Here is a 24,589-nt window from a genome sequence, read left to right as displayed (position 1 = left end):
CCATGGCAGAGACCAAGAAGGACAAGGACGCGACGGCCGCTGAGGCGCCCGCCAAGAAGTCCACCAAGAAGGCCGCTGCCGGGGAGGGGACGGCCAAGGCCGCCTCGACCAAGGCGGCCTCCAAGGCGAAGGCCCCCAAGGCCGAGTCGGCGGCGGCGGCCGAGAAGCCCGCCAAGGCCCCCAAGGCCACGAAGGCGGCTGCGGCGGACAAGCCGGCGACGACGGCGAAGGCGTCGAGCACGGCGTCGTCCAGGTCCAAGGCCTCGGGCAGCGCCACGACGGCCGGTGCCGGCGGCACGCTCAAGGTCCACCACCTGCGTCCGGCCCCCGGCGCCCACACCGCGAAGACCCGTGTCGGTCGCGGTGAGGCGTCGAAGGGCAAGACGGCCGGTCGCGGCACCAAGGGCTCCAAGGCCCGGTACCAGGTGCCCGAGCGCTTCGAGGGTGGGCAGATGCCCATGCACATGCGCCTGCCGAAGCTGCGCGGGTTCAAGAACCCGTTCCGCACGGAGTACCAGGTCGTCAACCTCGACAAGCTCGCGATGCTCTACCCCAAGGGTGGGGACGTCACGGTCGAGGACCTCGTGGCCAAGGGCGCGGTCCGCAAGGGCCAGCCGGTCAAGGTGCTCGGCGACGGCGACCTGAGCGTCAAGCTCACGGTCTCCGTGCAGAAGGTCTCGGCCTCCGCGGCCGAGAAGATCGTCGCCGCCGGCGGCACGATCACCCAGGACTGAGCAGGGGCAGGGGCCGGGTTGCGTTCGCGACCCGGCCCCTGTGCCGTCCGGTGACAGACCTCGGTTAGGGTTCCCAGGGGTCGCGTCCGGTGCGGGCGTGCACCTCGCGGGGCGAGGGGCCCGGCGCCGGGCTGGCCGGCACGACGACACCGCCCGCGGGCGGAGCAGGAGGACAGGTGCTCAGCGCATTCGCCCGGGCGTTCCGGACCCCAGATCTGCGGCGCAAGCTGCTCTTCACGATCGCGATCATGGCGATCTTCCGGGTCGGCTCGTTCATCCCGACGCCCGGCGTCGACTACCGCAACGTGCAGCAGTGCGTCGAGGAGTCGCAGAACGCGAACGACCTCCTCGGGCTCATCAACCTCTTCAGCGGCGGCGCGCTGCTCCAGCTGGCGGTGTTCGCGCTCGGGATCATGCCGTACATCACCGCGAGCATCATCACCCAGCTGCTGCGCGTGGTGATCCCCCACTTCGAGGCCCTCCACAAGGAGGGTCAGGCCGGTACCGCGCGACTGACGCAGTACACGCGCTACCTGACGATCGGCCTCGCGATCCTGCAGTCGACGACGATCATCACGGTCGCGCGCAACGGCCTGCTCTTCCAGGGCTGCAGCGTGCCGGTGATCCCGAACGACGGCATCGTGACCCTCCTGCTCATGATCGTCACGATGACGGCGGGCACGGCGCTGATCATGTGGCTCGGCGAGCTCATCACCGAGCGCGGCATCGGCAACGGCATGTCCCTGCTGATCTTCACGCAGATCGCGGCGACGTTCCCGACCGCCATGTGGTCGATCGCGGGCGGCGACAACGGCTTCATGAAGTTCGCGATCGTGATGCTCGTGATCATCCTGGTGATCGGGCTCGTCGTGTTCGTGGAGCAGTCCCAGCGGCGGATCCCGGTCCAGTACGCGAAGCGCATGGTCGGACGCAAGATGTACGGCGGCTCCAGCACCTACATCCCGATCAAGATCAACATGTCCGGCGTCATCCCGGTGATCTTCGCGTCGTCGCTCCTGGCCATCCCGGGGCTCGCGGCCCAGTTCGGCGACCAGAACGCGGCGTGGGTGCAGTGGGTGATCGTGAACCTCGCGGCTCCGGACGCGCCGCTCAACATCGCGCTCTACATCGTCCTGATCATCTTCTTCGCCTACTTCTACACGGCCATCACGTTCAACCCGGACGAGGTCGCCGACAACATGAAGAAGTACGGCGGCTTCATCCCCGGCATCCGTGCCGGGCGTCCGACGGCGGAGTACCTCGACTACGTGATCTCGCGGATCACGCTGCCGGGGTCGATCTACCTCGCGTTCGTCGCGATGATCCCGCTGTTCGCGTTCATCCTCCTCGACGTCGGCACCAACATCCCGTTCGGCGGTGCCTCGATCCTCATCGTGGTCGGCGTCGGCATGGAGACGGTCAAGCAGATCGAGTCGCAGCTCCAGCAGCGGCACTACGAGGGGTTCCTGAGGTGACGGCACGACTGGTGATCATGGGCCCGCAGGGCGCCGGCAAGGGCACGCAGGCCGCGCGCCTGGCCGAGCGGCTCGGCGTCCCGGCGATCTCGACCGGTGACATCTTCCGCGCGAACATCAAGGGCGGCACCGAGCTCGGTGTGCTCGCGCAGTCGTACACGGCCCGCGGCGAGCTGGTCCCGGACTCGGTGACGAACGACATGGTGCGCGACCGCCTGGCGCAGGAGGACGTCCGCGAGGGCTTCATCCTCGACGGGTACCCCCGCAACGCGGCGCAGGTGGCGGAGCTCGACGCGATCCTCGCCGAGAGCGGGCTCGCCCTGGACGCGGTCGTCGAGCTCGCGGCGGACCGCGACGAGCTGCTGGCGCGGCTCGCCAAGCGCGCCGCGATCGAGGGGCGCGAGGACGACACCCCCGAGTCGATCGCCCGTCGCCTGGACATCTACGCCGAGCAGACGGCGCCCCTGACGTCGGCGTACGAGACGCGCGGGCTCCTCGTGCGCGTCGACGGCATCGGCGGCATCGACGAGGTCACGGAGCGGCTCGTCGCGGCGCTGGACGGCGCCCTGCTGCGCGGGACGGTCTGACGGAGGCATGGGCATGTTCGGTCGCGACCGGATCGAGTACAAGACGGCGGACCAGGTGCAGGCCATGCGCCGGGCCGGCCTCGTCGTGGCCGACGCCCACGCGGCGGTCCGCGAGGCCGTCCGACCGGGCCTGACCACGGCGGACCTGGACCAGATCGCGGCCGCGGTGATCCGTGACGCCGGGGCGACGCCGTCGTTCCTCGGGTACCACGGCTACCCCGCGACGCTGTGCGTCTCGGTCAACGACGAGATCGTGCACGGGATCCCGGGGTCGCGCGTGCTCGAGCCGGGCGACGTCGTCTCGGTCGACTGCGGTGCCGTCGTGGACGGCTGGCACGGCGACGCGGCCTTCACCGTCGTGCTGGACGACGCGGACCCCGCGGACGTCGCGCTGAGCGAGACCACCGAGCGCGCCATGTGGGCCGGCATCGCCGCCCTGGCGACGGGGGAGCGGCTCGCCGTCGTCGGCGACGCCGTCGAGGACGTGGTGGCGAGCGCGCCGGTGACCTACGGGATCGTGCAGGAGTACGTCGGGCACGGGATCGGCACGGCGATGCACCAGCCGCCCGAGGTCCTCAACTACCGGGCCCGGGACAAGGGGCCCAAGCTGCGTCCCGGCCTGTGCGTGGCGATCGAGCCGATGCTCACGCGGGGCTCGCGACTGACCGAGGTCCTCGAGGACGACTGGACCGTCGTCACCGAGGACGGGTCGCGCGCGGCGCACTGGGAGCACACCGTGGCCATCGGCCCCGAGGGCATCTGGGTGCTCACGGCCGCGGACGGCGGAGCCGAACGGCTCGCGGAGTGGGGCGTCACCGTCACCCCGTGGCAGTGATCCGTGGCACCTCGTGCGCGGTTCCCGAAGTGGTGAACGTGCCGTAGGATAGCCCGTTGGGTGCGTGTGCCCCCGATGTCGGTCCGTGCGTCCCCGTGACGCCACCACCGGCGGCGGGACGCCCGGGCCCGAATCCCAGCTCGACGACCCGCGCTCCGGCGTGGGCCACCGCACCACGGCCAGCCGTGGTGGGGGCGGGCAGGGGCGTCGTGTCGTCACAGAGTTAGCGGAGGAAATGGCAAAGAAGGACGGTGTCATCGAGATCGAGGGCAGCGTGGTCGAGGCCCTGCCGAACGCGATGTTTCGCGTGGAGCTGGCCAACGGTCACAAGGTGCTCGCCCACATCTCGGGCAAGATGCGTCAGCACTACATCCGGATCCTCCCCGAGGACCGGGTGGTCGTTGAGCTGAGCCCGTACGACCTGTCCCGCGGCCGGATCGTCTACCGCTACAAGTAGTCCGCCGGTGGCCGCGAGGTCACCCCCGATCGACACTGCCGCCCGTCGCACGCTCGTGCGCGCGTGCGGTGGCGGAGGAACGAGCAATGAAGGTCAAGCCCAGCGTCAAGAAGATCTGCGACAAGTGCAAGGTGATCCGCCGGCACGGTCGCGTGATGGTCATCTGCGACAACCTGCGCCACAAGCAGCGCCAGGGCTGAGTCCCCGGCGTCCCGGCCCCGAGCCGGGAGCAGGTCGACGTGGTCGACCACCGGCACCGCACCCGCGGTGACCGGGACAGCGCACGGTCAGCGCTCCTGGCCGGACCCCCGGGTCCGGCAGGCGCAACCCCCGGTCGGAGGCCGGGGCCCGCAGCAGCGGGAGGACCGTGCGGAGGACCTCCGACGCAGTACAGGAGTCATCTGGATGGCACGTCTCGTCGGCGTCGACCTCCCCCGCGACAAGCGGCTCGAGGTTGCGCTCACCTACATCTACGGCGTCGGCCGCACGCGCGCGCAGCAGACGCTCGCCGCGACGGGCATCAGCCCCGACCTTCGCGTCAAGGACCTCGGCGACGCCGAGCTCGTCGCCCTGCGCGACTACCTCGAGGGCAACTACCGCCTCGAGGGTGACCTCCGCCGCGAGGTCGCGGCCGACATCCGCCGCAAGGTCGAGATCGGCAGCTACGAGGGCATCCGGCACCGCCGCGGGCTGCCCGTGCGCGGTCAGCGGACCAAGACCAACGCCCGCACCCGCAAGGGTCCGAAGCGCACCGTGGCCGGCAAGAAGAAGGCCGGGCGCAAGTAGCCAGCAGTCCGGGCGTGAGCACCGGGCGGTGACGCCACAGGTCGCTCGCAGTGCTCCCCGGTCCGACGACCTCAGACCTCGAGAAGGAAGACATGCCTCCCAAGACCCGCACCTCGGCGGCGCGCAAGCCGCGCCGCAAGGAGAAGAAGAACATCGCCGTGGGCGTCGCCCACATCAAGAGCACCTTCAACAACACCATCGTGTCGATCACCGACCCGTCCGGTGCCGTCGTCGCCTGGGCCTCGTCCGGCCAGGTCGGCTTCAAGGGCTCGCGCAAGTCCACGCCGTTCGCGGCGCAGCTCGCGGCCGAGGCGGCCGCCCGCCGCGCGCAGGAGCACGGCATGAAGAAGGTCGACGTCTTCGTCAAGGGTCCCGGCTCCGGCCGTGAGACCGCGATCCGCTCGCTCCAGGCCACAGGCCTGGAGGTCGGCTCGATCCAGGACGTGACGCCCCAGGCGCACAACGGCTGCCGTCCGCCGAAGCGCCGCCGCGTCTGACACCGCCACCCACCGGGTGGGCGGACCGTGCCCCGGCGCGGTCCGCCCACCGGTGCGTGCGGCGCCGCAACCGCGCCGGACCGCTCGACCCGTAGGACCCTGACCGGTGGACAGAGACCGGCAGGCACACGTGATGCGTCATATGGCGGACGCACACTGAGAGGAACACACCGTGCTCATCGCACAGCGCCCCACCCTGACCGAAGAGGTCGTCTCCGAGCACCGCTCGCGGTTCGTCATCGAGCCGCTCGAGCCCGGCTTCGGCTACACCCTCGGCAACTCCCTGCGCCGGACGCTCCTGTCGTCCATCCCGGGTGCTGCCGTGACGTCCATCCGCATCGACGGCGTGCTGCACGAGTTCAGCACCGTCAGCGGGGCCAAGGAGGACGTCACCGAGATCATCCTCAACATCAAGGAGCTCGTCGTCTCCTCGGAGAACGACGAGCCCGTCGTGATGTACCTGCGCAAGCAGGGTCCGGGCGCCGTCACGGCCGCGGACATCACGCCGCCGGCCGGTGTCGAGGTGCACAACCCCGACCTGCACATCGCGACGCTGAACGCCAAGGGCAAGCTCGAGGTCGAGCTCACGGTCGAGCGCGGCCGTGGCTACGTCTCGGCGCAGCAGAACAAGTCGTACGAGGCCGAGATCGGCCGCGTCCCGATCGACTCGATCTACTCGCCCGTCCTCAAGGTGACCTACAAGGTCGAGGCGACCCGTGTCGAGCAGCGCACGGACTTCGACAAGCTCATCGTCGACGTCGAGACCAAGGCCGCGATCACGCCGCGCGACGCGCTGGCCTCCGCCGGCAAGACGCTGGTCGAGCTGTTCGGCCTGGCGCGCGAGCTCAACGTCGAGGCCGAGGGCATCGAGATCGGCCCGTCGCCGACGGACGCCGCGCTCGCCGCCGACCTGGCGCTGCCGATCGAGGAGCTGCAGCTCACGATCCGCTCGTACAACTGCCTCAAGCGCGAGGGCATCCACTCGGTGGGCGAGCTCGTGGCGCGCAGCGAGGCGGACCTCCTGGACATCCGCAACTTCGGCGCGAAGTCGATCACGGAGGTCAAGGAGAAGCTCGCCGGGCTCGGCCTGTCGCTCAAGGACAGCCCGATCGACTTCGACCCCTCCACCGCCGACTACTACGACGGTGACTTCACCGAGGACGAGCTGTCCTGACGCCGTGGCGGACCGGCCCCGTGCGGTCGGTCCGGTGATCTTCGAGAACTGAGGAGTACAGACCATGCCTACGCCCACCAAGGGTCCGCGGCTCGGCGGCGGTCCGGCGCACGAGCGGCTCATGCTCGCCAACCTGGCGACGAGCCTGTTCGAGCACCGCCGGATCACGACCACCGAGACCAAGGCGAAGCGGCTCCGCCCGCTCGCCGAGCGTCTCATCACGTTCGCCAAGCGCGGGGACCTGCACGCGCGCCGCCGCGTCCTGGCGACCGTGCGGGACAAGAGCGTCGTGCACGAGCTCTTCACGGAGATCGCGCCCGCCATGGCCGAGCGTCAGGGTGGCTACACGCGCATCACCAAGATCGGCTCCCGCAAGGGCGACAACGCCCCCATGGCGGTCATCGAGCTCGTCATGGAGCCGGTGAGCCCGAAGCAGGCGACCGTGCGCGAGGCCGAGAAGGCCACGAAGAAGGCCGCGCCGAAGAAGGCCGCGCCGGCCGCCGCGCCCGCCGAGGAGGTCCAGGACACGACCGACGTCCAGGACACCACGGACGAGCCGACGACGGCCGAGGAGGCCACGCAGGACGAGGACGCCGCCAAGGCCTGACCTCGCGACGCGTGTCGCAGCACGACGCAGGGCCCGGACCGTCACGGTCCGGGCCCTGCGTCGTTCCCGGCGGCCGTCGCCCGCGGAGGCCTGACGTAGCGTGGTGACGTGACGACGCCACCGGTCCCGGTGCTCCTGCTGCACGGCGCGCGAGCCTCGCGCACCATGTGGCGCGCGCAGGTCGAGGCGCTCGAACGCTCCGGGCGTCGCGCCCTGGCGATCGACCTGCCCGGGCACGGCCGGCGACGCGGCGAGACGTTCACGGTGGAGTCCAGCCTCGCGGCGGTCGACGACGGGATCGCCGAGCTCGGCGGGCGTGTGCTGCTGGTCGGTCTGTCGCTGGGCGGGTACGTCGGCATCGCCGCGGCCGCGCGGCGTCCCGACGGGGTCGCGGGGCTCGTGGCCGCGGGCTGCAGCACCGTGCCGGACATCCCCGTGACGGGCGCCTGGGAGCGCCTCGCGCGGATCATCGCGCGGCTGCCCGACCAGGGCGCGCGGCTGAACCAGCTCGCCGTGGACCGGGCGCTGCCGCGGCAGGCGGCGCTCGACCTGGCCGAGGGTGGTTACGCGCTCGACGTCATGGTCGACATGCTCGGCGCGGTGCGGCGGCTCCGGCCGCTCGAGGACCTCGCGACGCTGCGGTGCCCGGTCTGGGTCGTCAACGGGGCGTGGGACCACTTCCGGACCCAGGAGCGCTCGTACGTGGCCGCGTGCCCGACGGCGCGGCTCGTCACGATCCCGCGCGCGACGCACCTCGTCAGCCTCGTCCGCCCGGTCGAGTTCAACCGCGTGCTGCTCGCGGCGGCCGCCGAGGTGGACGCCGTCGAGGCCGCGGCTCAGCCAGGGGGTGCGGACCGGTCGCCGGGGGAGCGCAGCGACCACGCCCGGACCCCGCCGACGATGCCCGCGGAGTTCGGCACGACCACGACGTCGTCGCCCAGGGCGGCGAGCACCGCCGGGCGCACGAGGCGACCGTTGCCGCCGCCCAGGTAGAGCCGGTCCCACAGGACCACGGGCCGCAGACCCTCGATCGCGCGGCGCACGCGGCGCGACCACGGCCCGTCGCCGAGGCGGCGCCGCTCGTGCTCGCCCAGGTACGCGTCGTAGGTGGTGCCGCGCCGCACGGGGGCGTGGGAGAGCTCCAGGTGCGGGGCCAGGGCGCCGCCGTCGAACAGCGCCGAGCCGAGGCCGGTGCCCAGGGTGAGGACGAGCTCGAGACCGCTGCCGGACACGACGCCCGCGCCGTGCACCTCGGCGTCGTTGAGCACCAGGACGGGGTGCCCGAGGGCGCGCCGCAGGGCGGACTCCATGTCCACGCCCGCCCACGCGGCGACGAGGTCGGGGTCCACCCGGGTCCGGGGGCCCGCGGTGGTCACGTAGTGCGGGGTGGCGATGACGACGCCGTGCCGGATCATGCCGGGCATGCCCACGGTCGTGCGGTCGGCCGGCGGGAGGGACGCGGCCAGCTCCACGACGGTGCTCACGAGCCGCTCGGGGGGGAGCGGGTACGGGGTCGGGACGCGCACCGGCGGGACGTGCATCGTGCCCGCGGCGTCGAGCACGGAGACCTTGATGCCCCCGCCGCCGCAGTCGACCGCGAGCGTGCGCGGGCCGGGCGCCGAGGAGGTGGTCACCCGGCGACAGTAGCGGCGGCTAGCGTGGCGCCGTGAGTGCCGATCCGCTGCCCGACGCCGTGACGACCGATGCCGTGACCCTCGACGCCGTGTCCCGCGAGGCCGGGGCCCCCGACGGGCCCTCCGGCGCGACGGCGACCCTGCGGGTGCGCCTCGACCTGGCGTACGACGGCACGGAGTTCGCCGGCTGGGCCACCCAGCCCGGGCTGCGCACGGTGCAGGGCACGCTCGAGGCCGCCCTCGGGACCGTCCTGCGCTGCCCGCCGCCGCGCCTGACGGTGGCCGGCCGGACCGACGCGGGCGTGCACGCGCGCGGGCAGGTGGCGCACGTGGACCTCGACCCCGCGGCGTGGGACGCCGTGCGCGGGCGCATGACGAGCGAGCCCGGGGAGGCGCTCGTGCGCAGACTCGCCGGCGTGCTGCCGCCCGACGTGGTCGTGCACCGGGCGGCGCCCGCGGCCCCGGGCTTCGACGCGCGGTTCTCCGCGCTGCACCGGCGCTACGCGTACCGGATCGCCGACGACCCGGCGCGCGTGGACCCGCTGCGTCGCCACCTCGTCGTGCGCCACCGCGTGGCCCTGGACGCCGCGGCGATGCAGGAGGCGGCGGCGGCGCTCGTCGGGCGGCACGACTTCGCGGCCTTCTGCCGGCCGCGGGAGGGGGCCACGACGATCCGCACCCTGCAGGTGCTCACCGTCGAGCGCCCCGCGCACGGCCCCGACGTCGGCCTCGTGGTGGTGGGCGTGCAGGCCGACGCCTTCTGCCACAGCATGGTGCGCGCGCTCGTGGGCGCGCTGACGGCCGTGGGGGATGGGCGCCGCCCGGCGGACTGGCCCGCCGGGCTGCTCGCCAGCGGCCGGCGCGAGGGCGTCGTGGCCCCCGCAGGCGGGCTGTGCCTGGAGGAGGTGGCGTACCCGCCCGACGCGGAGCTCGCGGCGCGCGCGGCACGGACCCGGGCCCGCCGCGCGGGCGCCGACGCCGCGAGCGGACCGGCCGCCCGGACGAGCTGAGACGCACGACGCCCCGGCGCGGACCGTGGGGTCCTCGCCGGGGCGTCGTCGTGGTTGCGCGGCGGCCGTGGGCTCCTACTGGATGCGCTCGGTGGTGACGGGCCCCGCGGGCGGGACCTCGCCGTCGTCGGACGTGGCGCCCCGGGCGTCCAGCTCCTCGTCGACGACGTGCACGGCGGCCTCCTCGGCGGTGGCCGCGCTGCCCGCGATCCCGACGTCCTGCGCCATGACGCTCGTCGCCGCAGCACCCGAGGGCTCCGAGTCGGCGGCCTCGAGGCGACCGGCCCGGTCGGGCTCGTCGGAGGAGGGGCGCGGCTCGTCCTGCGTCTCCCAGACGTCGGGCACCTCCTGCGCGAGGCGCTCGTCGAGCGTCTCGCCCTCGAGCTGCTCGACCTCCGTCTCGAGGCGGTGGTACTGGGGCCGGCGCTCGGGCGGCGAGTAGCCCTCGTCGAGGATGCTGTCGACGCCGCGGTCCAGGAGCGTGTCGTCCTGCTGCAGCTGGTTGGTGTCGCCCTCCGCCGCGCTCTCCGGGTCGGGCATGGTCGCGCTGGTGTCGCCATACGTGCTCATGGCCCTACCGTCGCACCGGCCGCGTCCTGACGCATCCGGACCTGCGGGAGACTGGACGTCATGGGACACCTGGACCTCAGCGGCATCGGCTACGTGCTGCCCGACGGCCGGCCGCTGCTCGCGGGCGTGGACCTGCGGGTCGGCGAGGGTGCGCGGGTCGCGCTCGTCGGACCGAACGGGGCCGGCAAGACGACCCTCCTGCGGATCGCGGCCGGCGACGAGGCGCCCCACGCCGGCACGGTGTCCCGCAGCGGCGGCCTCGGCGTCATGCGGCAGCACGTCGGCCGGATCGCGGACGAGCGGTCGGTGCGGGACCTCCTGGCATCCCTCGCGCCCGCGGCGGTCCGCGACGCCGCCGCGGAGCTCTCCGCCTCGGAGCTGGCGATGCTGGAGACCGACGACACCCCCACCCAGATGCGGTACGCGCAGGCGCTGGCCGACTGGGCCGACGTCGGCGGGTACGACGCCGAGGTCGGCTGGGAGCGCGTGACCGAGGCCGTCCTGTCGCTGCCGTTCGAGCGCGCGCAGCACCGTGAGGTGCGCACGCTGTCCGGAGGGGAGCAGAAGCGGCTCGTCCTGGAGGCGCTCCTGCGCGGGCCCGACGAGGTCCTCCTGCTCGACGAGCCCGACAACTACCTCGACGTGCCGGCCAAGCGGTGGCTCGAGGACGCCCTGGTCGCCTCGGGCAGGACGGTCCTGTTCGTCAGCCACGACCGCGAGCTGCTCTCGCGCACCGCGACGCATGTCGCGAGCATCGAGCCGTCCGTCGCCGGCTCGACGATCTGGGTGCACGGAGCCGGCTTCGCGACCTTCGGCGAGGCGCGTGCGGCCCGCGTCGCGCGCGCCGAGGAGCTGACGCGCCGCTGGGAGGAGGAGCACGCGAAGCTGCGTGACCTCGTCCACACGCTCAAGACCAGGGCCGCCTTCAACGACGGCCTGGCCTCGCGGTACTCCGCGGCGCAGACGCGCCTGCGCAAGTTCGAGGAGGCCGGCCCGCCGCCCCTGCTGGCGCGCGAGCAGGACGTGCGGGTGCGCCTCGTCGGCGGCCGCACCGCCAAGCGCGCCGTCGTCGCCGAGCGCCTCGAGCTCACCGGGCTCATGCGCCCGTTCGACGCGGAGCTCTGGTTCGGGGAGCGCGTCGCCGTGCTCGGCTCCAACGGCTCGGGCAAGTCGCACTTCCTGCGCCTGCTCGCGGCCGGCGGCACCGACCCGGACCGCGAGCACGCGCCGGTGCACGAGGGTGCTCCCGCCGGCTCCCGGCCGGCGGCCGTGGCGCACACCGGCCGCGTCACGCTCGGCTCCCGGGTGCGGCCGGGGTGGTTCGCGCAGAACGACATGCACCCCGAGCTCGCGGACCGCACCCTGCTCGAGATCCTGCACCGGGGCGAGGGCAGTCGCATGGGCATGGGACGCGAGCAGGCGAGCAAGGCGCTCGACCGGTACGAGCTCGTGGCCGCGGCCGAGCAGCGCTACGGGACCCTGTCGGGCGGCCAGCAGGCCAGGTTCCAGATCCTCCTGCTCGAGCTGGGCGGGGCGACCCTCCTGCTCCTCGACGAGCCCACCGACAACCTCGACCTGCACTCGGCCGAGGCGCTCGAGCGCGGGCTGGCCGCCTTCGAGGGCACCGTCGTGGCGGTGACCCACGACCGCTGGTTCGCGCGCGGCTTCGACCGGTTCCTGGTGTTCGGCGCCGACGGCGAGGTGCTGGAGACCGTCGAGCCGGTCTGGGACACCGGACGGGTGCAGCGCGTGCGCTGACCGCGACCCCGTCGTCGGCTACGGTCGCCCCGTGGTCGTCCTGCGCTGGCTCCGGGTCGTGGTGGTCGGCCTCGTGCTCGGCTGGCTCGTGGGTCTCGCCGCCGCCGGACCCATGCCGCTGCTGATGCCCGTGCTGCAGCCGGCGAACGAGGTCGCCGGCGCCCTGGTCGCCCTCGGCCCGGTCGCGCTCCTCGTGTGGTCGTGGTCGGCGAGCCGCTCGGCCCTCCTCGCGCTCGCGGGCGGGGTCCCGTCGCCCGCGGACGGCGCCGACGTGCTCGCGGTCGCGGCGGTGGCCCGCGCCGCCGGCGTCGCGCCCCCGACCTGCTGGGTCGCCACGACGGCGCCCGCGCGGCCGGTCGTGCTGCGCGGATGGCGCGTGACGCACGTGCTGGCCGCCGCGGAGGACTACCAGGACCCGGCCGGCCGGGAGCGCCTCGTCGAGGCCGTGCGGCGCGACGTGCGCAGCGGGGACGCCCGGTTGCTGCCGTTGTTCCTCGCGCTGCCCGCCGTGCTCGCGGCCTGGACGGGGGCGCTGCGCCTGAGCACGGCCGGTGTGCGCCGCGGCCGCACCGGGGCGCTCGACCGCGTGCTGCTGCTCGTCGTCCTGCCGCTGAGCGTGCCGGCCGCCGTCGGCTGGGCCGTCGCGTGGACGTGCGTGCAGCTCGGGCGGCTGGTCGTGCCCGGCCGGTTCGCCACGGCGGCCGCCGCGCCGGTGGGCTCGTCGCTCGGGCCGCCGTGGCCGCGCGACGGGGGCGTGCGGCTCGGCCCCGGCGTCACGCTCGGCCAGATGCTCGTGACCGGCCACGTCGACGCCGGGGTCCCGCAGCGGCCGCTCGGGCGCGGCTGGGCGTCCGTCCCGCGGGTGCTGGCCCACGCGCAGGACGAGGGGCCGGTCGTCGGTGCCGCGCGCGTCCTGGTGGGCGTGCTCGTGCTGTGGACCGGGACGTTCGCCGGGTTCGGCCGGCTCCCCGCGGAGCGGGTCGCGTGGCCGTGGGAGCCCGGGCCGGTGACAGCGACCGTCGTCGACGTGACGGCGGACCTGCGCGGGCGGGACGCGCTGCTCGGGCGCCTCGGTCTCGACGTCGCCTCGACCTACGAGGCGACCGTCCGCACGGCCGACGGCGACGAGGTGCGCCTGCCGGCCGGCACGCACCCGCTGGCGGTCGGCGACACGGTGCGCGTGGTGGTGCAGGAGCCGGTCGCGCGCTCGCTGACGCGCAGCTCGACCGCCGACGTGCTCGTCATGGGAACGCTGTTCGCGCTCGCGGCCCTCGGCCTGCAGCGGGTCGTCGGCGGGCTGTCGACGATCGACGACGGGCGCCGCGTGCGCCAGCTCGACTGGGACCAGCGCGTGGCGACCGGGCGGCCGCGCCGGCGCCGCAGGCCCCGCACGTTCCTCGGCCCGCGCGAGGAGCGGTCCTAGGCGAGCGGGCCCCGGCCGAACGGGTCCGCGCCGCCGTCCTCGACGGCGCGCTCACGCAGGCGCGCGAGGGTCCGGGCGATCTCGTCCGCGGCGGCCTGCGCGTCGGCCGCCGCGGAGACGACCTCGTCGGCGCCGGCCGGGCGCTCCCGCCGGGGGTCGACGGCGTCGTCCTGCGCGAGCGCCGTGACGATCTCCTCGCGGATCTCCACCATGCGGTCCATCGCGTGGTCGAGCACGCGCTGCGCGGCGGGGTGCTCGTCGGCCCCCGCGAGGATGGCGGCCAGGGACGTCTGCCCCAGGTCGATGCGCTGCTGCAGCGTGCGCCAGTCGGGGCCGAGCTCACCGGCGCGCGCCGCCTTCGCCCGCTCCTCCTCCTGGCGCGCGGTCTGCGCGGCGAACGCCTGGCGCTCCTGCTCCTGCTGCGCCGCGACCGCACGCACCGAGGCGGTGGCGGCGCGCAGGTCCGCCAGCAGCGCGGTGACGTCGGGGTTGCCCGGGACGCCGCCCGGCGTGCGGGTGCTCACCGGACCCCGAAGGCGGTCGAGGTGGCGCGGTCGCCGGCGGCCACGGCCTGGGTGTCCACGACCGCCGTGGTGGCGCGCGCGAGGATCATGATCGCGTAGGCCACCTTCTGCAGCGCGAGCAGCACCTCGCGGAAGCGCTCGACGAACTCGAGGACCTTCTGCAGGAGGCGGTAGCCGCGCTCCAGCTTCCGGAGCAGCATGGCGCCCGACACGGCGCCGTCGATGGCCCCGGCGACCCAGCCGACGACGGGGATCGAGGCCTCGATCATCAGGCGCGTGAGGTAGTCCCCGATGAACCCGAGGATCCCGGCGATCGCCTCGGCCGTGGCCTTGCACAGGTCGAGCAGCGCCTCGGTGACCTCCCGCATGGCGGTGCAGCCGTCGGCGTACTGCGCGTACCCCTCGGCGATCGAGCCGACGCGCTCGATGAAGGCGTCGGCCGCGATGCCGTCCCACTGCGGCGCGACCGAGGTGGTGAGCGCGGCGTAGTTCGCGGCCACGGAGAGGCTCGCCTGGGCGGAGTGGCCCCATGCCTGAGCGCCCTTCTCGAGCCCGACCCAGTCGCCGGAGAGCGGCTCGACGAGGGCCGCGATCGCCGACGTGCCCGTGAGCTGCTCGACCAGCCAGTCCAGACCGCCGAGGAGGGGGCCCGCCTTCCACCGCAGCGAGTCGGCGAAGTCCTGCGCCGGCCCGGACGGCGCGACGAGCGCGGTCCGCGGATCGTGCACCTCGGTGATCGTCATCTCACTCCGCCCACGCGGCGTTCGCCGTGTTGTCCCGGCCCGTGGCGACCGACGTCACGACGTCGCGCCCGTCGGCCTGCTGGTCGAGCCGCTCGATCGCGTTCCACGCCCCGCGCGCGGACGTCACCGTGCCGTAGACGTCGAGGCCGGCCTGCGTCGTGCGCGTCGTCATGCGGTCCTGCGACCAGGGGGAGTGGTGGGTCAGCGAGCCGGCTCCCGTGGCCTGCGTGCCGCGGTCGTAGCCCTCCGCGAAGCGGCGCATCTGCGCCTGCTCGTAGCGGTCGCGAGCGCTGCTCGTCGACCCGAACGGGGTCTGCTCGTCCCGCCGGTCCCAGTACCGGTCCGTGAGGTGGCTCATGCCCTGGTCGGCCGGGTAGCGCAGGGAGATCGGCCCGAACGGGTTGGACGGCGGCGCGTCGATGCGCTTGACCCCGGTCGTGGTGGCGGTGCGGGCCCCGTCGACACCGGGGCGCAGCGCCTCGGGTGTCATGCGCGACCACGGGGCCACCGAGTCGTCCTGCGCGCCCGGCTCCGCCGCCGGGCCGCCGGGAGGCCCGAGGTCGGGTGACCCCGGGTCGCTGAAGGGCGGGACGCTGACGCCCAGCTCCTGCGCGAGGGCCTGCAGGCGCGTCCAGGCGGCGCGGTCGGCGGCGACGTAGTCGCGTCGCGTCGCGGCGGCCTGCTCGGCCACGTTCTCGCAGATGCGCACGCCCTGCTCGAAACCCTCGAGCGCGACGCGGCGACCCTCGTCGTACTGGCCGCGCAGGCAGAGCATCACGGCACCACCCACGCCGGAGAGCGTCGTGTGGGCGTCCAGGTGGTCGCGGATCGCCCGCAGGTGCCCCGCCTGGCGCTCCGCCAGCTGGCGGACGAGGTCGAGCGCGCCGACCTCCACGCTGAGCTCGGACATTCGTCTCCCCCCTCCCGCCGGTGACGCGCCGGCGCCGTCACGCTAGTGGAACCGGCCGCGCGCGGGCACCCGACGAGGTCGCCCGTCCGAGCGATCCGGGGGGCTGCCGGACGCGGTTTTGCCCACGCGGCCGGCGCCGGGTACTCTGGGACGTCGTTATGCGTCCCCTTGTGGAGCGCCCGCGCGCGGTCAGCCCTCAGAGGTCCTGACCGCCGGGCCTGCCGCGGAGGCGCAGGCGACCACCATCGGAGCCCCGGCCTGACGCCGGAGCGCGATGCACCTCATTCAGCTACAGGAAACGAAGGCTACGACCGTGCGCACGTACACCCCGAAGCCCGGCGACGTCGAGCGGACCTGGCACGTCATCGACGCGAGCGACGTCGTCCTCGGCCGGCTCGCCACCCACGTCGCCACCCTGCTCCGCGGGAAGCACAAGGCCACGTTCGCCCCGCACGTCGACGGCGGTGACTTCGTCATCGTCATCAACGCGGCCAAGGTCGCCCTGACCGGCAACAAGCGCGAGCAGAAGCTCGCCTACCGCCACTCCGGCTACCCGGGCGGTCTGCGTGCCACGCCGATCGGCGAGCTGCTGGAGAAGAAGCCCGAGCGCGTCGTCGAGAAGGCCGTCCGCGGCATGCTCCCCAAGACGTCGCTCTCGCGTGCCCAGATGAGCAAGCTCAAGGTCTACGCCGGCCCCGAGCACCCGCACTCGGCGCAGCAGCCGAAGCCCTTCGAGATCACCCAGGTCACGCAGCAGGCCTGAGCCGCTGCCGACGCCCACCCCGAACTGAGGACAATCACTCGTGGCCGACACCACCGTGGACATCGCTGAGGACGAGACGCCCAGCAGCTACACCTCCGAGACCGCCGCCCCCACCGGCCGTGGCCAGAGCCTGACGGCTCCGGGCCAGGCCCTCGGCCGCCGCAAGGAGGCCGTCGCCCGCGTCCGCCTCGTCCCCGGCACCGGCCAGTGGAAGATCAACGGCCGGACGCTCGAGGACTACTTCCCGAACAAGGTGCACCAGCAGCTGGTCAACAGCCCGCTCAAGCTGGTCGACGTCGAGGGTCGCTTCGACGTGGTCGCGCGCATCGTCGGTGGCGGCGTGAGCGGTCAGGCCGGCGCCCTGCGCCTCGGCGTGGCCCGTGCCCTCAACGAGATCGACGCGGAGCACAACCGCGCGGCGCTCAAGAAGGCCGGCTTCCTCACGCGTGACGCGCGTGTGGTCGAGCGCAAGAAGGCCGGGCTCAAGAAGGCCCGCAAGGCGCCCCAGTACTCCAAGCGCTGACAGACCGTTCCACCGACGGCCCCGATGGTCTCCATCGGGGCCGTCGGTCGTGACGGGGCCGTCTCGTGCGCCGCATGCGCCCGGACGGCGGTGGCGTGTGCAACAGTCGGTGCGACGAGGAGGTCTGATGGGTCGGTTGTTCGGTACCGACGGGGTGCGTGGGCTCGCGAACCGCGACGTGACGGCGGAGCTCGCGCTCGACGTCGCGGTCGCCGCGGCGCACGTGCTCGCGTCCCAGGGGGCGTTCGAGGGGCACCGGCCCCGGGCCGTGATCGGGCGTGACCCGCGCGCGTCGGGGGAGTTCCTGTCGGCCGCGGTCGCCGCGGGCCTGGCCAGCGCGGGCGTCGACGTCCTCAACGTCGGCGTGCTGCCGACGCCGGCCGTCGCCTTCCTCACGGGCGCGCTCCACGTGGACCTCGGGGTGATGCTGTCCGCCTCGCACAACCCCATGCCTGACAACGGGATCAAGTTCTTCGCGCGCGGCGGCCAGAAGCTGCCCGACGACGTCGAGGACGCGATCGAGCGGCGCATCGGCGAGGCCTGGGAACGCCCGGTCGGCGCCGCCGTCGGGCGGATCGCCATGGACGGCGCGTCCGGCGAGCGCTACATCGACCACCTGATCTCCACGCTGCCCGGCGGTGCCACCGCGCTCGAGGGCATGCGGATCGCCGTCGACTGCGCCAACGGCGCGGCGAGCGAGGTCGGGCCCGCGGCCCTGCGCGCGGCCGGGGCCGACGTCGTCGTCATCAACGCCTCGCCCGACGGGCGCAACATCAACGAGAAGTGCGGGTCGACGCACCCCGAGCAGCTGCAGGCCGCCGTGGTCGCTGCAGGCGCGCACCTCGGGGTGGCCTTCGACGGCGACGCCGACCGCTGCCTGGCCGTCGACCACCGCGGCGAGCTGGTCGACGGCGACCAGATCATGGGCATCCTGGCCGTCGCGCTCCGCGAGCGCGACGAGCTCGTCGACGACACCCTCGTCATCACGGTCATGAGCAACCTGGGCCTGCAGCTCGCGATGACCGCGGCGGGGATCCGCACCGTCCAGACCGCCGTGGGCGACCGCTACGTCCTCGAGGCGATGCGCACGGGCGGCTTCAGCCTCGGTGGCGAGCAGTCCGGGCACCTGATCATGGCCGAGCACGCCACGACGGGCGATGGCACGCTCACGGCGCTCCACCTGGCGGCCCGGGTGGCCGCCAGCGGTCGCTCGCTCGCCGAGCTCGCCCAGACGGTCCCGCGGCTGCCGCAGATCCTGCTCAACGTGGCGGGCGTGGACCGCGGCCGGGCGGCGTCGGACGACGGCCTGCTCGCGGCCGTCAGCGCCGCCGAGGCGGAGCTGGGCGAGACGGGCCGCGTGCTCCTTCGCCCCTCGGGCACGGAGCCGGTGGTCCGCGTCATGGTCGAGGCGGCCGACCAGGAGCAGGCCGACCGGGTCGCGCACCGGCTCGCCGACGTGGTCCGGGAGCGGCTGGCGCTGTGACGGCCGCGGTCGACGCCCCGCTGGGGGCCGCGGACCTGCGTGCGCAGGTCGAGCGCCTGCTCGAGGGGGGCCTGCCCCTGCCGATCGTCCAGGCGGGCGACCCGGTGCTGCGCCGCCCGGCGACGCGCTACGACGGGCAGCTCCCGGACGACGTCCTCGCGGCGCTCCTGACGGCGATGCGGGCGACGATGCACGCGGCCCCCGGCGTCGGGCTGGCGGCGCCGCAGGTCGGTCTCGGCGTCGCGATCGCCGTCGTCGAGGACGGGTGGGCGGCGGACCCGGACAGCGCCCGCGTGCGCGAGCGGACCCCGGTGCCGTTCCGCGTCCTGGTGAACCCCGCGTACGAGCCGGTCGGCACCGAGCAGGTGACGTTCTACGAGGGCTGCCTCAGCGTCCAGGGCTGGCAGGCGGCGACGCCGCGGTGGCGCTCGGTGCGGCTCACGGGGGCCGACGAGCGCGGGCTGCCGCTCGACGAGGTGCTGCACGGGTGGCCGGCCCGCATCGTGCAGCACGAGACGGACCACCTGGCGGGGCGCCTGTACGTCGACGTGGCCCAGATGCGCTCGCTCGTGTCGCCCGCGCAGGCGGCGCGGTGGGCCGGTGACCTCACACCCGAGCGCGCCGCCGCCGAGCTCGGGTTCCCGCTCACCTGACCGCGTCCCGTCCGGGGGCGGAGGGGTCGCACGGGGCGCCGCGGGCTCATCCGTGAGGACGACGTCGAGAGCGGCGAGACCTTGCGATGCTGGTCGAGCACACCGGTGGCCGGATCGGGGAACCCTGAGCGGGAATAGGGGGTTATCCCGATGTCGGCCCGTCGCTCCCGCCCTCTACCGTGGGTCCAGGGAGCAGACGGCTTCGCGACGACGTGGACCGAGCCGATCACCCGAGCCGCCCGGGTGGGCGCACCGAGACCCAGGAGCTGATGACGTGCTGGAAGGACTGGCCGACTGGGTCGTCGCGCTGTCGAGCACGCCGTGGGTCTTCGTGGCGCTCTACGCCTTCGCCACCATCGACGGGTTCTTCCCCCCGGTGCCGAGCGAGTCGGTCATCATCGCGCTGGCCGCGACCGCGATGGCCGAGGGCGTCCCGAACCTCTGGATCCTGGGGGCCGTCGCCGCGGCGGGCGCCTTCACGGGGGACCAGATCGCGTACTCGCTGGGCCGCCGGCTGCCCGTGGGCGACCTGCGGATGATGCGTGGCAAACGCCAGCAGCGGGCCCTGCGTTGGGCGGACCGCGCGCTGGCGGACCGCGGCGCCGCCTTCATCATCGCCGCCCGGTACGTGCCCGTGGGTCGGGTCGCGGTGAACATGACGGCGGGTGCGGTGGGCTTCTCCCGCGTCCGCTTCACCGTGCTCGCGGCCATCGCGGCCGTGAGCTGGGCCGCGTACTCGGTGCTGCTCGGCGTCGGCGCCGGCGCCTGGCTGGGGGACAACACGATCCTGGCCGTGGCGGTCGGCGTGGCCGGCGGGCTCGCGCTCGGGTTCGCGCTCGATCCCGTGATCGCCTGGTTCATCCGGCGTCGCCTGGGGCGATCTGAGCGCGCCGCCCGGTCCCTCGCCGACCGACCGGGCGGCTCCGGAGCGCCCGTCAGGGCCGCCGCGGTGAGGCCCGAGGCCTGAGCTGTCGCCGGCGCGGGCCCTGAGCCCACCGGTACGACGGCGCCGGCCCGCCTCAGAGCTTGCGCAGCCGCACCCGCTCCACGGCGTGGTCGGCGCCCTTGCGCAGCACGAGCGTCGCGCGACCGCGGGTCGGCAGGATGTTCTGCTCGAGGTTCGGGGCGTTGATCGAGTCCCAGATCTGCTCGGCGCGCGCCACGGCCTGCTCGTCGGTGAGCGACGCGAAGCGGTGGAAGAACGACTCCGGGTCCGCGAAGGCCGTCGCGCGCAGGCTGAGGAAGCGGTCCACGTACCAGCGGCGCACGTCGGCCGTGCGCGCGTCGACGTAGATGGAGAAGTCGAAGAAGTCGCTCACGGCGATGCTCGTGCCGCCGGCGGCGACCGCGCGCGCCGGCTGCAGGACGTTCAGTCCCTCGACGATGAGGACGTCGGGACGGCGCACGACGACGTGCTCGCCCGGGACGATGTCGTAGGACAGGTGGGAGTAGACGGGGGCGCGCACCTCGGGCCGGCCGGCCTTGACGGCGGCGACGAAGCGGAGCAGCGCCCGGCGGTCGTACGACTCGGGGAAGCCCTTGCGCTCCATGAGACCGCGGCGCTCGAGCTCGTGGTTCGGGTAGAGGAAGCCGTCGGTCGTCACGAGCTCGACGCGGGGAGTCTCGGGCCACCGTGCCATGAGCTCGCGCAGGACGCGCGCGGTCGTCGACTTCCCGACGGCGACCGAGCCCGCGACGCCGATGACGTAGGGCGTGCGGCCGGGCGCCTCGCGCAGGAAGGTCGTGGAGGCCTCGTGGAGGGCCGTCGTCGCGTTGACGTACAGCGCGAGCAGCCGGGACAGCGGGCGGTAGACCGCGTCGACCTCGGCCAGGTCGATGGGGTCGCCGAGCCCGCGCAGCCGCGTGACGTCCCCGTCGGTGAGCGGCAGGGGGGTCGAGGCCGAGAGGCGGCTCCAGGCCGCCCGGTCGAGCTCCACGTACGGCGTGGACGGGGCGGCGGCGGCATCGGGCACCCGCGCATTCTGCCGCTCCTCGAGGGGCCCCGCAGAATCCGGCGCGAGGGGCGCGGTGCAGGGCGGTGAACGGGTCGCCATGCGCGTGCCCGCCCCGGGCGACTCACCGCCTACACTCGGCGCCATGTGCGGAATCGTGGGATACGTCGGTGCCCAGCAGCCGGACGAGCGCCCGCTCGAGGTGGTCATGGGCGGCCTGGCCCGCCTGGAGTACCGGGGGTACGACTCCGCCGGCGTGGCGCTCGTGACGCCGGCAGGCCTTGCGCTCGCGAAGAAGGCGGGCAAGCTCACCAACCTCGTCCAGGAGCTCGAGGCGCAGCCGCTGCCGCCGGCCACCGCCGCGATCGGCCACACGCGCTGGGCCACGCACGGGGCGCCGAACGACGTCAACGCACACCCGCACGTCTCGGCGGACGGGCGGATCGCCGTCATCCACAACGGCATCGTCGAGAACTTCTCCGCCCTGCGCAGCGAGCTCGAGTCGACCGGCGTGCGCATGACGAGCGAGACGGACACCGAGGTCGTGGCGCACCTGCTGGGCCGCGCGTACGAGGAGAAGCAGGACCTCGGCGAGGCCATGCGCTCCGTCGCCCGCCGCCTGCACGGCACGTTCACGCTGCTCGCCGTCCACGCGGACACGCCCGACGTCGTCGTCGGCACGCGCCACGACTCCCCGCTCGTCGTCGGGCTGGGGGAGGGCGAGAACTTCCTCGGGTCCGACGTGGCCGCGTTCATCGCCTACACGCGCGAGGCCATGGAGCTCGGGCAGGACGAGGTCGTGACCATCACGCCCGACACGGTGAGCGTCGTCGACTTCGACGGGATGCCCGTCGAGCCGCGCCGCTTCAGGGTCGACTGGGACGCCGCCGCCGCCGAGAAGGGCGGCTTCGCGTCCTTCATGGACAAGGAGATCCACGACCAGCCGCACGCGATCGCCGACACCCTGCTGGGGCGCACGGACGACGCGGGCCGCCTCGTGCTCGACGAGCTCCGCGTCGACGAGGCCGTGCTGCGCCAGATCGACAAGATCGTGGTCATCGCGTGCGGGACGGCGGCCTACGCGGGCCAGGTCGCCAAGTACGCGATCGAGCACTGGTGCCGCATCCCGGTCGAGGTCGAGCTCGCGCACGAGTTCCGCTACCGCGACCCGGTGGTGAACTCCAAGACGCTCGTGGTGGCCGTCTCCCAGTCCGGCGAGACCATGGACACCCTCATGGCGGTGCGTCACGCGCGCGAGCAGGGCGCCACGGTCGTGGCTGTCGTCAACACCCACGGCTCGACCATCCCGCGCGAGTCCGACGCCGTCCTGTACACGCACGCCGGCCCCGAGGTCGCCGTCGCGTCCACGAAGGCGTTCCTCGCGCAGATCACGGCCGCGTACCTGCTGGGGCTCTACCTCGCCCAGCTGCGGGGCACGAAGTTCCCGGACGAGATCGGCGAGATCCTCGAGGACCTGCGCGCGATCCCCGACAAGGTGCAGACCGTGATCGACGGTGCGGACCACGTGCGCGAGACAGCCCGTTCCATGGCCGAGGCCAGGTCGGTCCTCTTCCTGGGCCGCCACGTCGGCTACCCGGTGGCCATGGAGGGTGCGCTGAAGCTCAAGGAGCTCGCGTACATCCACGCGGAGGGCTTCGCGGCCGGCGAGCTGAAGCACGGCCCCATCGCCCTGATCGAGGAGGGCCAGCCCGTCTTCATCATCGTGCCGTCGCCGCGGGGCCGGGACTCGCTGCACAGCAAGGTGATCTCGAACATCCAGGAGATCCGGGCGCGGGGCGCCCGGACGCTGGTGATCGCGGAGGAGGGCGACACCGACGTGCTGCCCTTCGCCGACGAGGTCTTCTACGTCCCGCGGACTCCCGTGCTGCTGGCGCCGCTGGTCTCCGTCGTGCCACTGCAGATCTTCGCGTGCGAGCTGGCCACGGCGAAGGGCCTCGACGTCGACCAGCCGCGCAACCTCGCCAAGTCCGTCACCGTCGAGTGACGGCTCCCGCCGGGGCCCGCGCGTGATCGTCGGCGTCGGGATCGACGTCGTGGACGTCGCCCGGTTCGTGGCGACGTTGGAGCGCGCCCCGGGCCTGCGTGCCAAGCTCTTCACGCCCGACGAGCGCGACCTTCCCGCCGCGTCGCTGGCGGCGCGGTTCGCCGCCAAGGAGGCCATCGCCAAGGCCCTCGGCGCGCCGGGGACCATGAGCTGGCAGGACGCGACCGTCCGTCGCGTCGTCGGCGGCCCGCCGGAGGTCGAGATCGTGGGCACCGTCGCGGCGCGAGCCGCCGAGCTCGGCGTCGACCGGTTCCACCTGTCGCTCTCGCACGACGCCGGCATCGCGTCCGCCATGGCGGTCGCAGAGCGCGACTGACACAGCGCGACTGACGCGCGTGCCGCCGCGGGTCGTCCCGCGGCGGCACGGCGGCGTCGGCTCAGTCGGCGAGCGCGGGGACCACCTGCGACTCGAAGAGCTCGATGCTCGAGCGGTCGTACGCGGCGTCGACGAAGTACGTGATCGCGTACGTCATGCCCAGGCCCTGCAGCTCGCGCAGCGTGGCGACGATCTGCTCGGGGGTGCCCACGAGGGGACCGGTCCGGAACTGGCGGTCGACCTCGGCCGCCTTCTCGGGGCTCAGCACGCCGCGGTAGTGCTCGGCGATCCAGTCGAGCTTCGCGTCCACGTCGGCCTGCGTGGCGCCGATGACGACGTTGTAGTTGGCCGAGCGCGTGATCGCACCGAAGTCCGTGCCGACCTCGCGGCAGTGCTGCTCGAGGATCGCGGACTTGTGCGCGAAGCCCTCCAGCGAGCCGTCGAAGTTCGTGTACTGCGCGTACCGCGCGGCGATGCGGAGCGTCTTCTTCTCGCCGCCGCCGGCGATCCAGAACGGGATCCCGCCGTCCTGCAGCGGCTGGGGCTGCACCCGCGCGCCGCTGACCTGGTAGTGCTTGCCGTCCAGGGTCGCCTCGCCGGTCTCCCACGCCTGCTTCATGATCTGCACGCCCTCGTCGAGCATCGCGATCCGCTCGCCGGCGCGCGGGAACCCGTAGCCGTAGGCCCGCCACTCGTGCTCGTACCAGCCGGCGCCGATGCCCATCTCGACGCGACCGCCGGAGACGACGTCGATCGTCGCCGCGACCTTCGCCAGGTAGGCGGGGTTGCGGTACGCCATGCACGTGCACATCTGGCCGAGGCGCACGCGCGACGACGCGGCGGCGAACGCCGCCATGAGGGTCCAGGCCTCGTGCGTGGCCTCGAGCGTCGGCTCGGGCGTCGTGTGGAAGTGGTCGTACACCCACACCGACTCCCATGCCGTGCCGGCGTCGGCGTGCTGGACGAGGTCCCGCATCACCGCCCACTGGTCGGTCGGTGCGATGCCGACGAGGTCGAGCCGCCAGCCCTGGGGGATGAAGAGTCCGAAGCGCATGACGTCACGCTAGTCGAAACGATGCGGTCGCACGCGCCGGCGCCGGTCCCGAAGGC

General features: G+C 73.7%; 27 protein-coding genes and 1 pseudogene. 21 read left to right on the top strand and 7 right to left on the bottom strand.

Features of this window, described 5'->3' with window-relative positions:
- The first annotated feature begins 2 nt into the window (after positions 1-2).
- The 11 genes and pseudogenes from rplO to H2O74_RS13310 all read left to right on the top strand — a co-directional run.
- Positions 3-734, top strand: a complete 732-nt coding sequence (rplO, locus tag H2O74_RS13360; RefSeq protein WP_182112024.1) for a 50S ribosomal protein L15 — start codon at positions 3-5, stop codon at positions 732-734.
- Positions 735-910: 176 nt separating this feature from the next.
- Entirely contained in the window at positions 911-2,209 is a 1,299-nt protein-coding gene (gene secY, locus H2O74_RS13355) for a preprotein translocase subunit SecY (protein ID WP_182112023.1), read from the top strand.
- On the top strand, positions 2,206-2,796 hold the full coding sequence (locus H2O74_RS13350) for an adenylate kinase (RefSeq protein ID WP_255491637.1): 591 nt from the start codon (positions 2,206-2,208) through the stop codon (positions 2,794-2,796). The genes secY and H2O74_RS13350 overlap by 4 nt, the downstream gene beginning before the upstream one ends.
- Before the next feature lie 13 nt (positions 2,797-2,809).
- Positions 2,810-3,631, top strand: coding sequence for a type I methionyl aminopeptidase (gene map, locus H2O74_RS13345; protein ID WP_182112022.1), 822 nt, complete (start codon positions 2,810-2,812; stop codon positions 3,629-3,631).
- A 235-nt stretch (positions 3,632-3,866) separates the two neighbouring features.
- Complete coding sequence (infA, locus tag H2O74_RS13340; protein WP_012867920.1) at positions 3,867-4,088, top strand: translation initiation factor IF-1; 222 nt, start codon at positions 3,867-3,869, stop codon at positions 4,086-4,088.
- Between the two features lie 86 nt (positions 4,089-4,174).
- The gene (rpmJ, locus tag H2O74_RS13335) at positions 4,175-4,288 is read left to right on the top strand and encodes a 50S ribosomal protein L36 (protein ID WP_003956441.1); all 114 of its coding nucleotides are present in this window, start codon (positions 4,175-4,177) and stop codon (positions 4,286-4,288) included.
- 205 nt (positions 4,289-4,493) lie between these two features.
- Positions 4,494-4,874, top strand: coding sequence for a 30S ribosomal protein S13 (rpsM, locus tag H2O74_RS13330; RefSeq protein ID WP_182112021.1), 381 nt, complete (start codon positions 4,494-4,496; stop codon positions 4,872-4,874).
- A gap of 92 nt (positions 4,875-4,966) precedes the next feature.
- A complete protein-coding gene (gene rpsK / locus H2O74_RS13325; protein WP_182112020.1) occupies positions 4,967-5,371 on the top strand; it encodes a 30S ribosomal protein S11 in 405 nt (134 codons plus the stop codon).
- A gap of 172 nt (positions 5,372-5,543) precedes the next feature.
- The gene (locus H2O74_RS13320; RefSeq protein WP_182112019.1) at positions 5,544-6,545 is read left to right on the top strand and encodes a DNA-directed RNA polymerase subunit alpha; all 1,002 of its coding nucleotides are present in this window, start codon (positions 5,544-5,546) and stop codon (positions 6,543-6,545) included.
- Between the two features lie 64 nt (positions 6,546-6,609).
- Positions 6,610-7,152 carry a 50S ribosomal protein L17 gene (rplQ, locus tag H2O74_RS13315; RefSeq protein ID WP_182112018.1) on the top strand — a complete coding sequence of 181 codons (543 nt, stop codon included), beginning with the start codon at positions 6,610-6,612 and terminating at the stop codon, positions 7,150-7,152.
- Positions 7,153-7,260: 108 nt separating this feature from the next.
- Positions 7,261-7,929, top strand: a pseudogene (locus tag H2O74_RS13310) (alpha/beta fold hydrolase); the annotation flags it as partial.
- A 59-nt stretch (positions 7,930-7,988) separates the two neighbouring features.
- Here the strand turns inward: H2O74_RS13310 and H2O74_RS16730 are convergent.
- Positions 7,989-8,786, bottom strand: a complete 798-nt coding sequence (locus H2O74_RS16730; RefSeq protein ID WP_223147808.1) for an ROK family protein — start codon at positions 8,784-8,786, stop codon at positions 7,989-7,991.
- 89 nt (positions 8,787-8,875) lie between these two features.
- On the opposite strand from H2O74_RS16730, the gene truA reads away from it, so the two are divergent.
- Positions 8,876-9,796, top strand: coding sequence for a tRNA pseudouridine(38-40) synthase TruA (gene truA / locus H2O74_RS13305; RefSeq protein WP_182114283.1), 921 nt, complete (start codon positions 8,876-8,878; stop codon positions 9,794-9,796).
- A gap of 75 nt (positions 9,797-9,871) precedes the next feature.
- On the opposite strand, the gene H2O74_RS13300 is transcribed toward truA, so the two are convergent.
- Complete coding sequence (locus tag H2O74_RS13300) at positions 9,872-10,366, bottom strand: DUF5709 domain-containing protein (protein ID WP_182112017.1); 495 nt, start codon at positions 10,364-10,366, stop codon at positions 9,872-9,874.
- Between the two features lie 60 nt (positions 10,367-10,426).
- Between H2O74_RS13300 and H2O74_RS13295 the strand changes: the two genes are divergently transcribed.
- Both H2O74_RS13295 and H2O74_RS13290 read left to right on the top strand, forming a co-directional pair.
- On the top strand, positions 10,427-12,124 hold the full coding sequence (locus tag H2O74_RS13295; RefSeq protein WP_182112016.1) for an ABC-F family ATP-binding cassette domain-containing protein: 1,698 nt from the start codon (positions 10,427-10,429) through the stop codon (positions 12,122-12,124).
- A 31-nt stretch (positions 12,125-12,155) separates the two neighbouring features.
- Positions 12,156-13,547 carry a hypothetical protein gene (locus H2O74_RS13290; RefSeq protein WP_182112015.1) on the top strand — a complete coding sequence of 464 codons (1,392 nt, stop codon included), beginning with the start codon at positions 12,156-12,158 and terminating at the stop codon, positions 13,545-13,547.
- Here the strand turns inward: H2O74_RS13290 and H2O74_RS13285 are convergent.
- The 3 genes from H2O74_RS13285 to H2O74_RS13275 are packed head-to-tail and all read right to left on the bottom strand — an operon-like array spanning position 13,544 to position 15,724.
- A complete protein-coding gene (locus H2O74_RS13285; RefSeq protein ID WP_182112014.1) occupies positions 13,544-14,071 on the bottom strand; it encodes a hypothetical protein in 528 nt (175 codons plus the stop codon). The genes H2O74_RS13290 and H2O74_RS13285 overlap by 4 nt on opposite strands.
- Positions 14,068-14,814, bottom strand: coding sequence for a hypothetical protein (locus H2O74_RS13280; protein ID WP_182112013.1), 747 nt, complete (start codon positions 14,812-14,814; stop codon positions 14,068-14,070). Before H2O74_RS13280 ends, H2O74_RS13285 begins: the two co-directional genes overlap by 4 nt.
- Before the next feature lies 1 nt (position 14,815).
- Positions 14,816-15,724, bottom strand: coding sequence for a hypothetical protein (locus H2O74_RS13275; RefSeq protein ID WP_182112012.1), 909 nt, complete (start codon positions 15,722-15,724; stop codon positions 14,816-14,818).
- A 313-nt stretch (positions 15,725-16,037) separates the two neighbouring features.
- Between H2O74_RS13275 and rplM the strand changes: the two genes are divergently transcribed.
- The 5 genes from rplM (at position 16,038) to H2O74_RS13250 (ending at position 20,113) form a co-directional block, all read left to right on the top strand.
- Positions 16,038-16,487: a 50S ribosomal protein L13 gene (gene rplM / locus H2O74_RS13270; protein WP_182112011.1), complete on the top strand. Its 450-nt coding sequence runs from the start codon at positions 16,038-16,040 to the stop codon at positions 16,485-16,487.
- Between the two features lie 40 nt (positions 16,488-16,527).
- Positions 16,528-17,010: a 30S ribosomal protein S9 gene (rpsI, locus tag H2O74_RS13265; protein WP_182112010.1), complete on the top strand. Its 483-nt coding sequence runs from the start codon at positions 16,528-16,530 to the stop codon at positions 17,008-17,010.
- 127 nt (positions 17,011-17,137) lie between these two features.
- Positions 17,138-18,493: a phosphoglucosamine mutase gene (gene glmM, locus H2O74_RS13260; protein WP_182112009.1), complete on the top strand. Its 1,356-nt coding sequence runs from the start codon at positions 17,138-17,140 to the stop codon at positions 18,491-18,493.
- Positions 18,490-19,146, top strand: coding sequence for a peptide deformylase (locus tag H2O74_RS13255; protein ID WP_255491635.1), 657 nt, complete (start codon positions 18,490-18,492; stop codon positions 19,144-19,146). Before glmM ends, H2O74_RS13255 begins: the two co-directional genes overlap by 4 nt.
- A 274-nt stretch (positions 19,147-19,420) precedes the next feature.
- Positions 19,421-20,113, top strand: coding sequence for a DedA family protein (locus H2O74_RS13250; RefSeq protein ID WP_255491634.1), 693 nt, complete (start codon positions 19,421-19,423; stop codon positions 20,111-20,113).
- A gap of 52 nt (positions 20,114-20,165) precedes the next feature.
- Here the strand turns inward: H2O74_RS13250 and coaA are convergent, their stop codons facing one another.
- Entirely contained in the window at positions 20,166-21,119 is a 954-nt protein-coding gene (gene coaA, locus H2O74_RS13245; RefSeq protein ID WP_255491633.1) for a type I pantothenate kinase, read from the bottom strand.
- Positions 21,120-21,243: 124 nt separating this feature from the next.
- Between coaA and glmS the strand changes: the two genes are divergently transcribed.
- A complete protein-coding gene (gene glmS, locus H2O74_RS13240) occupies positions 21,244-23,103 on the top strand; it encodes a glutamine--fructose-6-phosphate transaminase (isomerizing) (protein ID WP_182112007.1) in 1,860 nt (619 codons plus the stop codon).
- Between the two features lie 22 nt (positions 23,104-23,125).
- Positions 23,126-23,479: a holo-ACP synthase gene (locus tag H2O74_RS13235; protein ID WP_182112006.1), complete on the top strand. Its 354-nt coding sequence runs from the start codon at positions 23,126-23,128 to the stop codon at positions 23,477-23,479.
- A gap of 61 nt (positions 23,480-23,540) precedes the next feature.
- Here the strand turns inward: H2O74_RS13235 and H2O74_RS13230 are convergent, their stop codons facing one another.
- Entirely contained in the window at positions 23,541-24,533 is a 993-nt protein-coding gene (locus tag H2O74_RS13230; protein WP_182112005.1) for an LLM class F420-dependent oxidoreductase, read from the bottom strand.
- Positions 24,534-24,589 lie beyond the last annotated feature (56 nt).

This window comes from Actinotalea sp. JY-7876 (assembly GCF_014042015.1).
GTDB lineage: Bacteria > Actinomycetota > Actinomycetes > Actinomycetales > Cellulomonadaceae > Actinotalea.
This window is presented reverse-complemented; position numbering and strand designations above follow the sequence as displayed.

Excerpts from the sequence above, each read along its gene's own strand:
- map (WP_182112022.1), top strand. The coding sequence starts at position 2,810 with ATGTTCGGTCGCGACCGGATCGAGTACAAGACGGCGGACCAGGTGCAG.
- rplQ (WP_182112018.1), top strand. The coding sequence starts at position 6,610 with ATGCCTACGCCCACCAAGGGTCCGCGGCTCGGCGGCGGTCCGGCGCAC.
- rpsK (WP_182112020.1), top strand. The coding sequence starts at position 4,967 with ATGCCTCCCAAGACCCGCACCTCGGCGGCGCGCAAGCCGCGCCGCAAG.
- H2O74_RS13275 (WP_182112012.1), bottom strand. The coding sequence starts at position 15,724 with ATGTCCGAGCTCAGCGTGGAGGTCGGCGCGCTCGACCTCGTCCGCCAG.
- H2O74_RS13300 (WP_182112017.1), bottom strand. The coding sequence starts at position 10,366 with ATGAGCACGTATGGCGACACCAGCGCGACCATGCCCGACCCGGAGAGC.
- rplO (WP_182112024.1), top strand. The coding sequence starts at position 3 with ATGGCAGAGACCAAGAAGGACAAGGACGCGACGGCCGCTGAGGCGCCC.
- H2O74_RS13280 (WP_182112013.1), bottom strand. The coding sequence starts at position 14,814 with ATGACGATCACCGAGGTGCACGATCCGCGGACCGCGCTCGTCGCGCCG.
- rpsM (WP_182112021.1), top strand. The coding sequence starts at position 4,494 with ATGGCACGTCTCGTCGGCGTCGACCTCCCCCGCGACAAGCGGCTCGAG.
- glmS (WP_182112007.1), top strand. The coding sequence starts at position 21,244 with ATGTGCGGAATCGTGGGATACGTCGGTGCCCAGCAGCCGGACGAGCGC.
- H2O74_RS13230 (WP_182112005.1), bottom strand. The coding sequence starts at position 24,533 with ATGCGCTTCGGACTCTTCATCCCCCAGGGCTGGCGGCTCGACCTCGTC.
- H2O74_RS13295 (WP_182112016.1), top strand. The coding sequence starts at position 10,427 with ATGGGACACCTGGACCTCAGCGGCATCGGCTACGTGCTGCCCGACGGC.
- glmM (WP_182112009.1), top strand. The coding sequence starts at position 17,138 with ATGGGTCGGTTGTTCGGTACCGACGGGGTGCGTGGGCTCGCGAACCGC.
- rpmJ (WP_003956441.1), top strand. The coding sequence starts at position 4,175 with ATGAAGGTCAAGCCCAGCGTCAAGAAGATCTGCGACAAGTGCAAGGTG.
- infA (WP_012867920.1), top strand. The coding sequence starts at position 3,867 with ATGGCAAAGAAGGACGGTGTCATCGAGATCGAGGGCAGCGTGGTCGAG.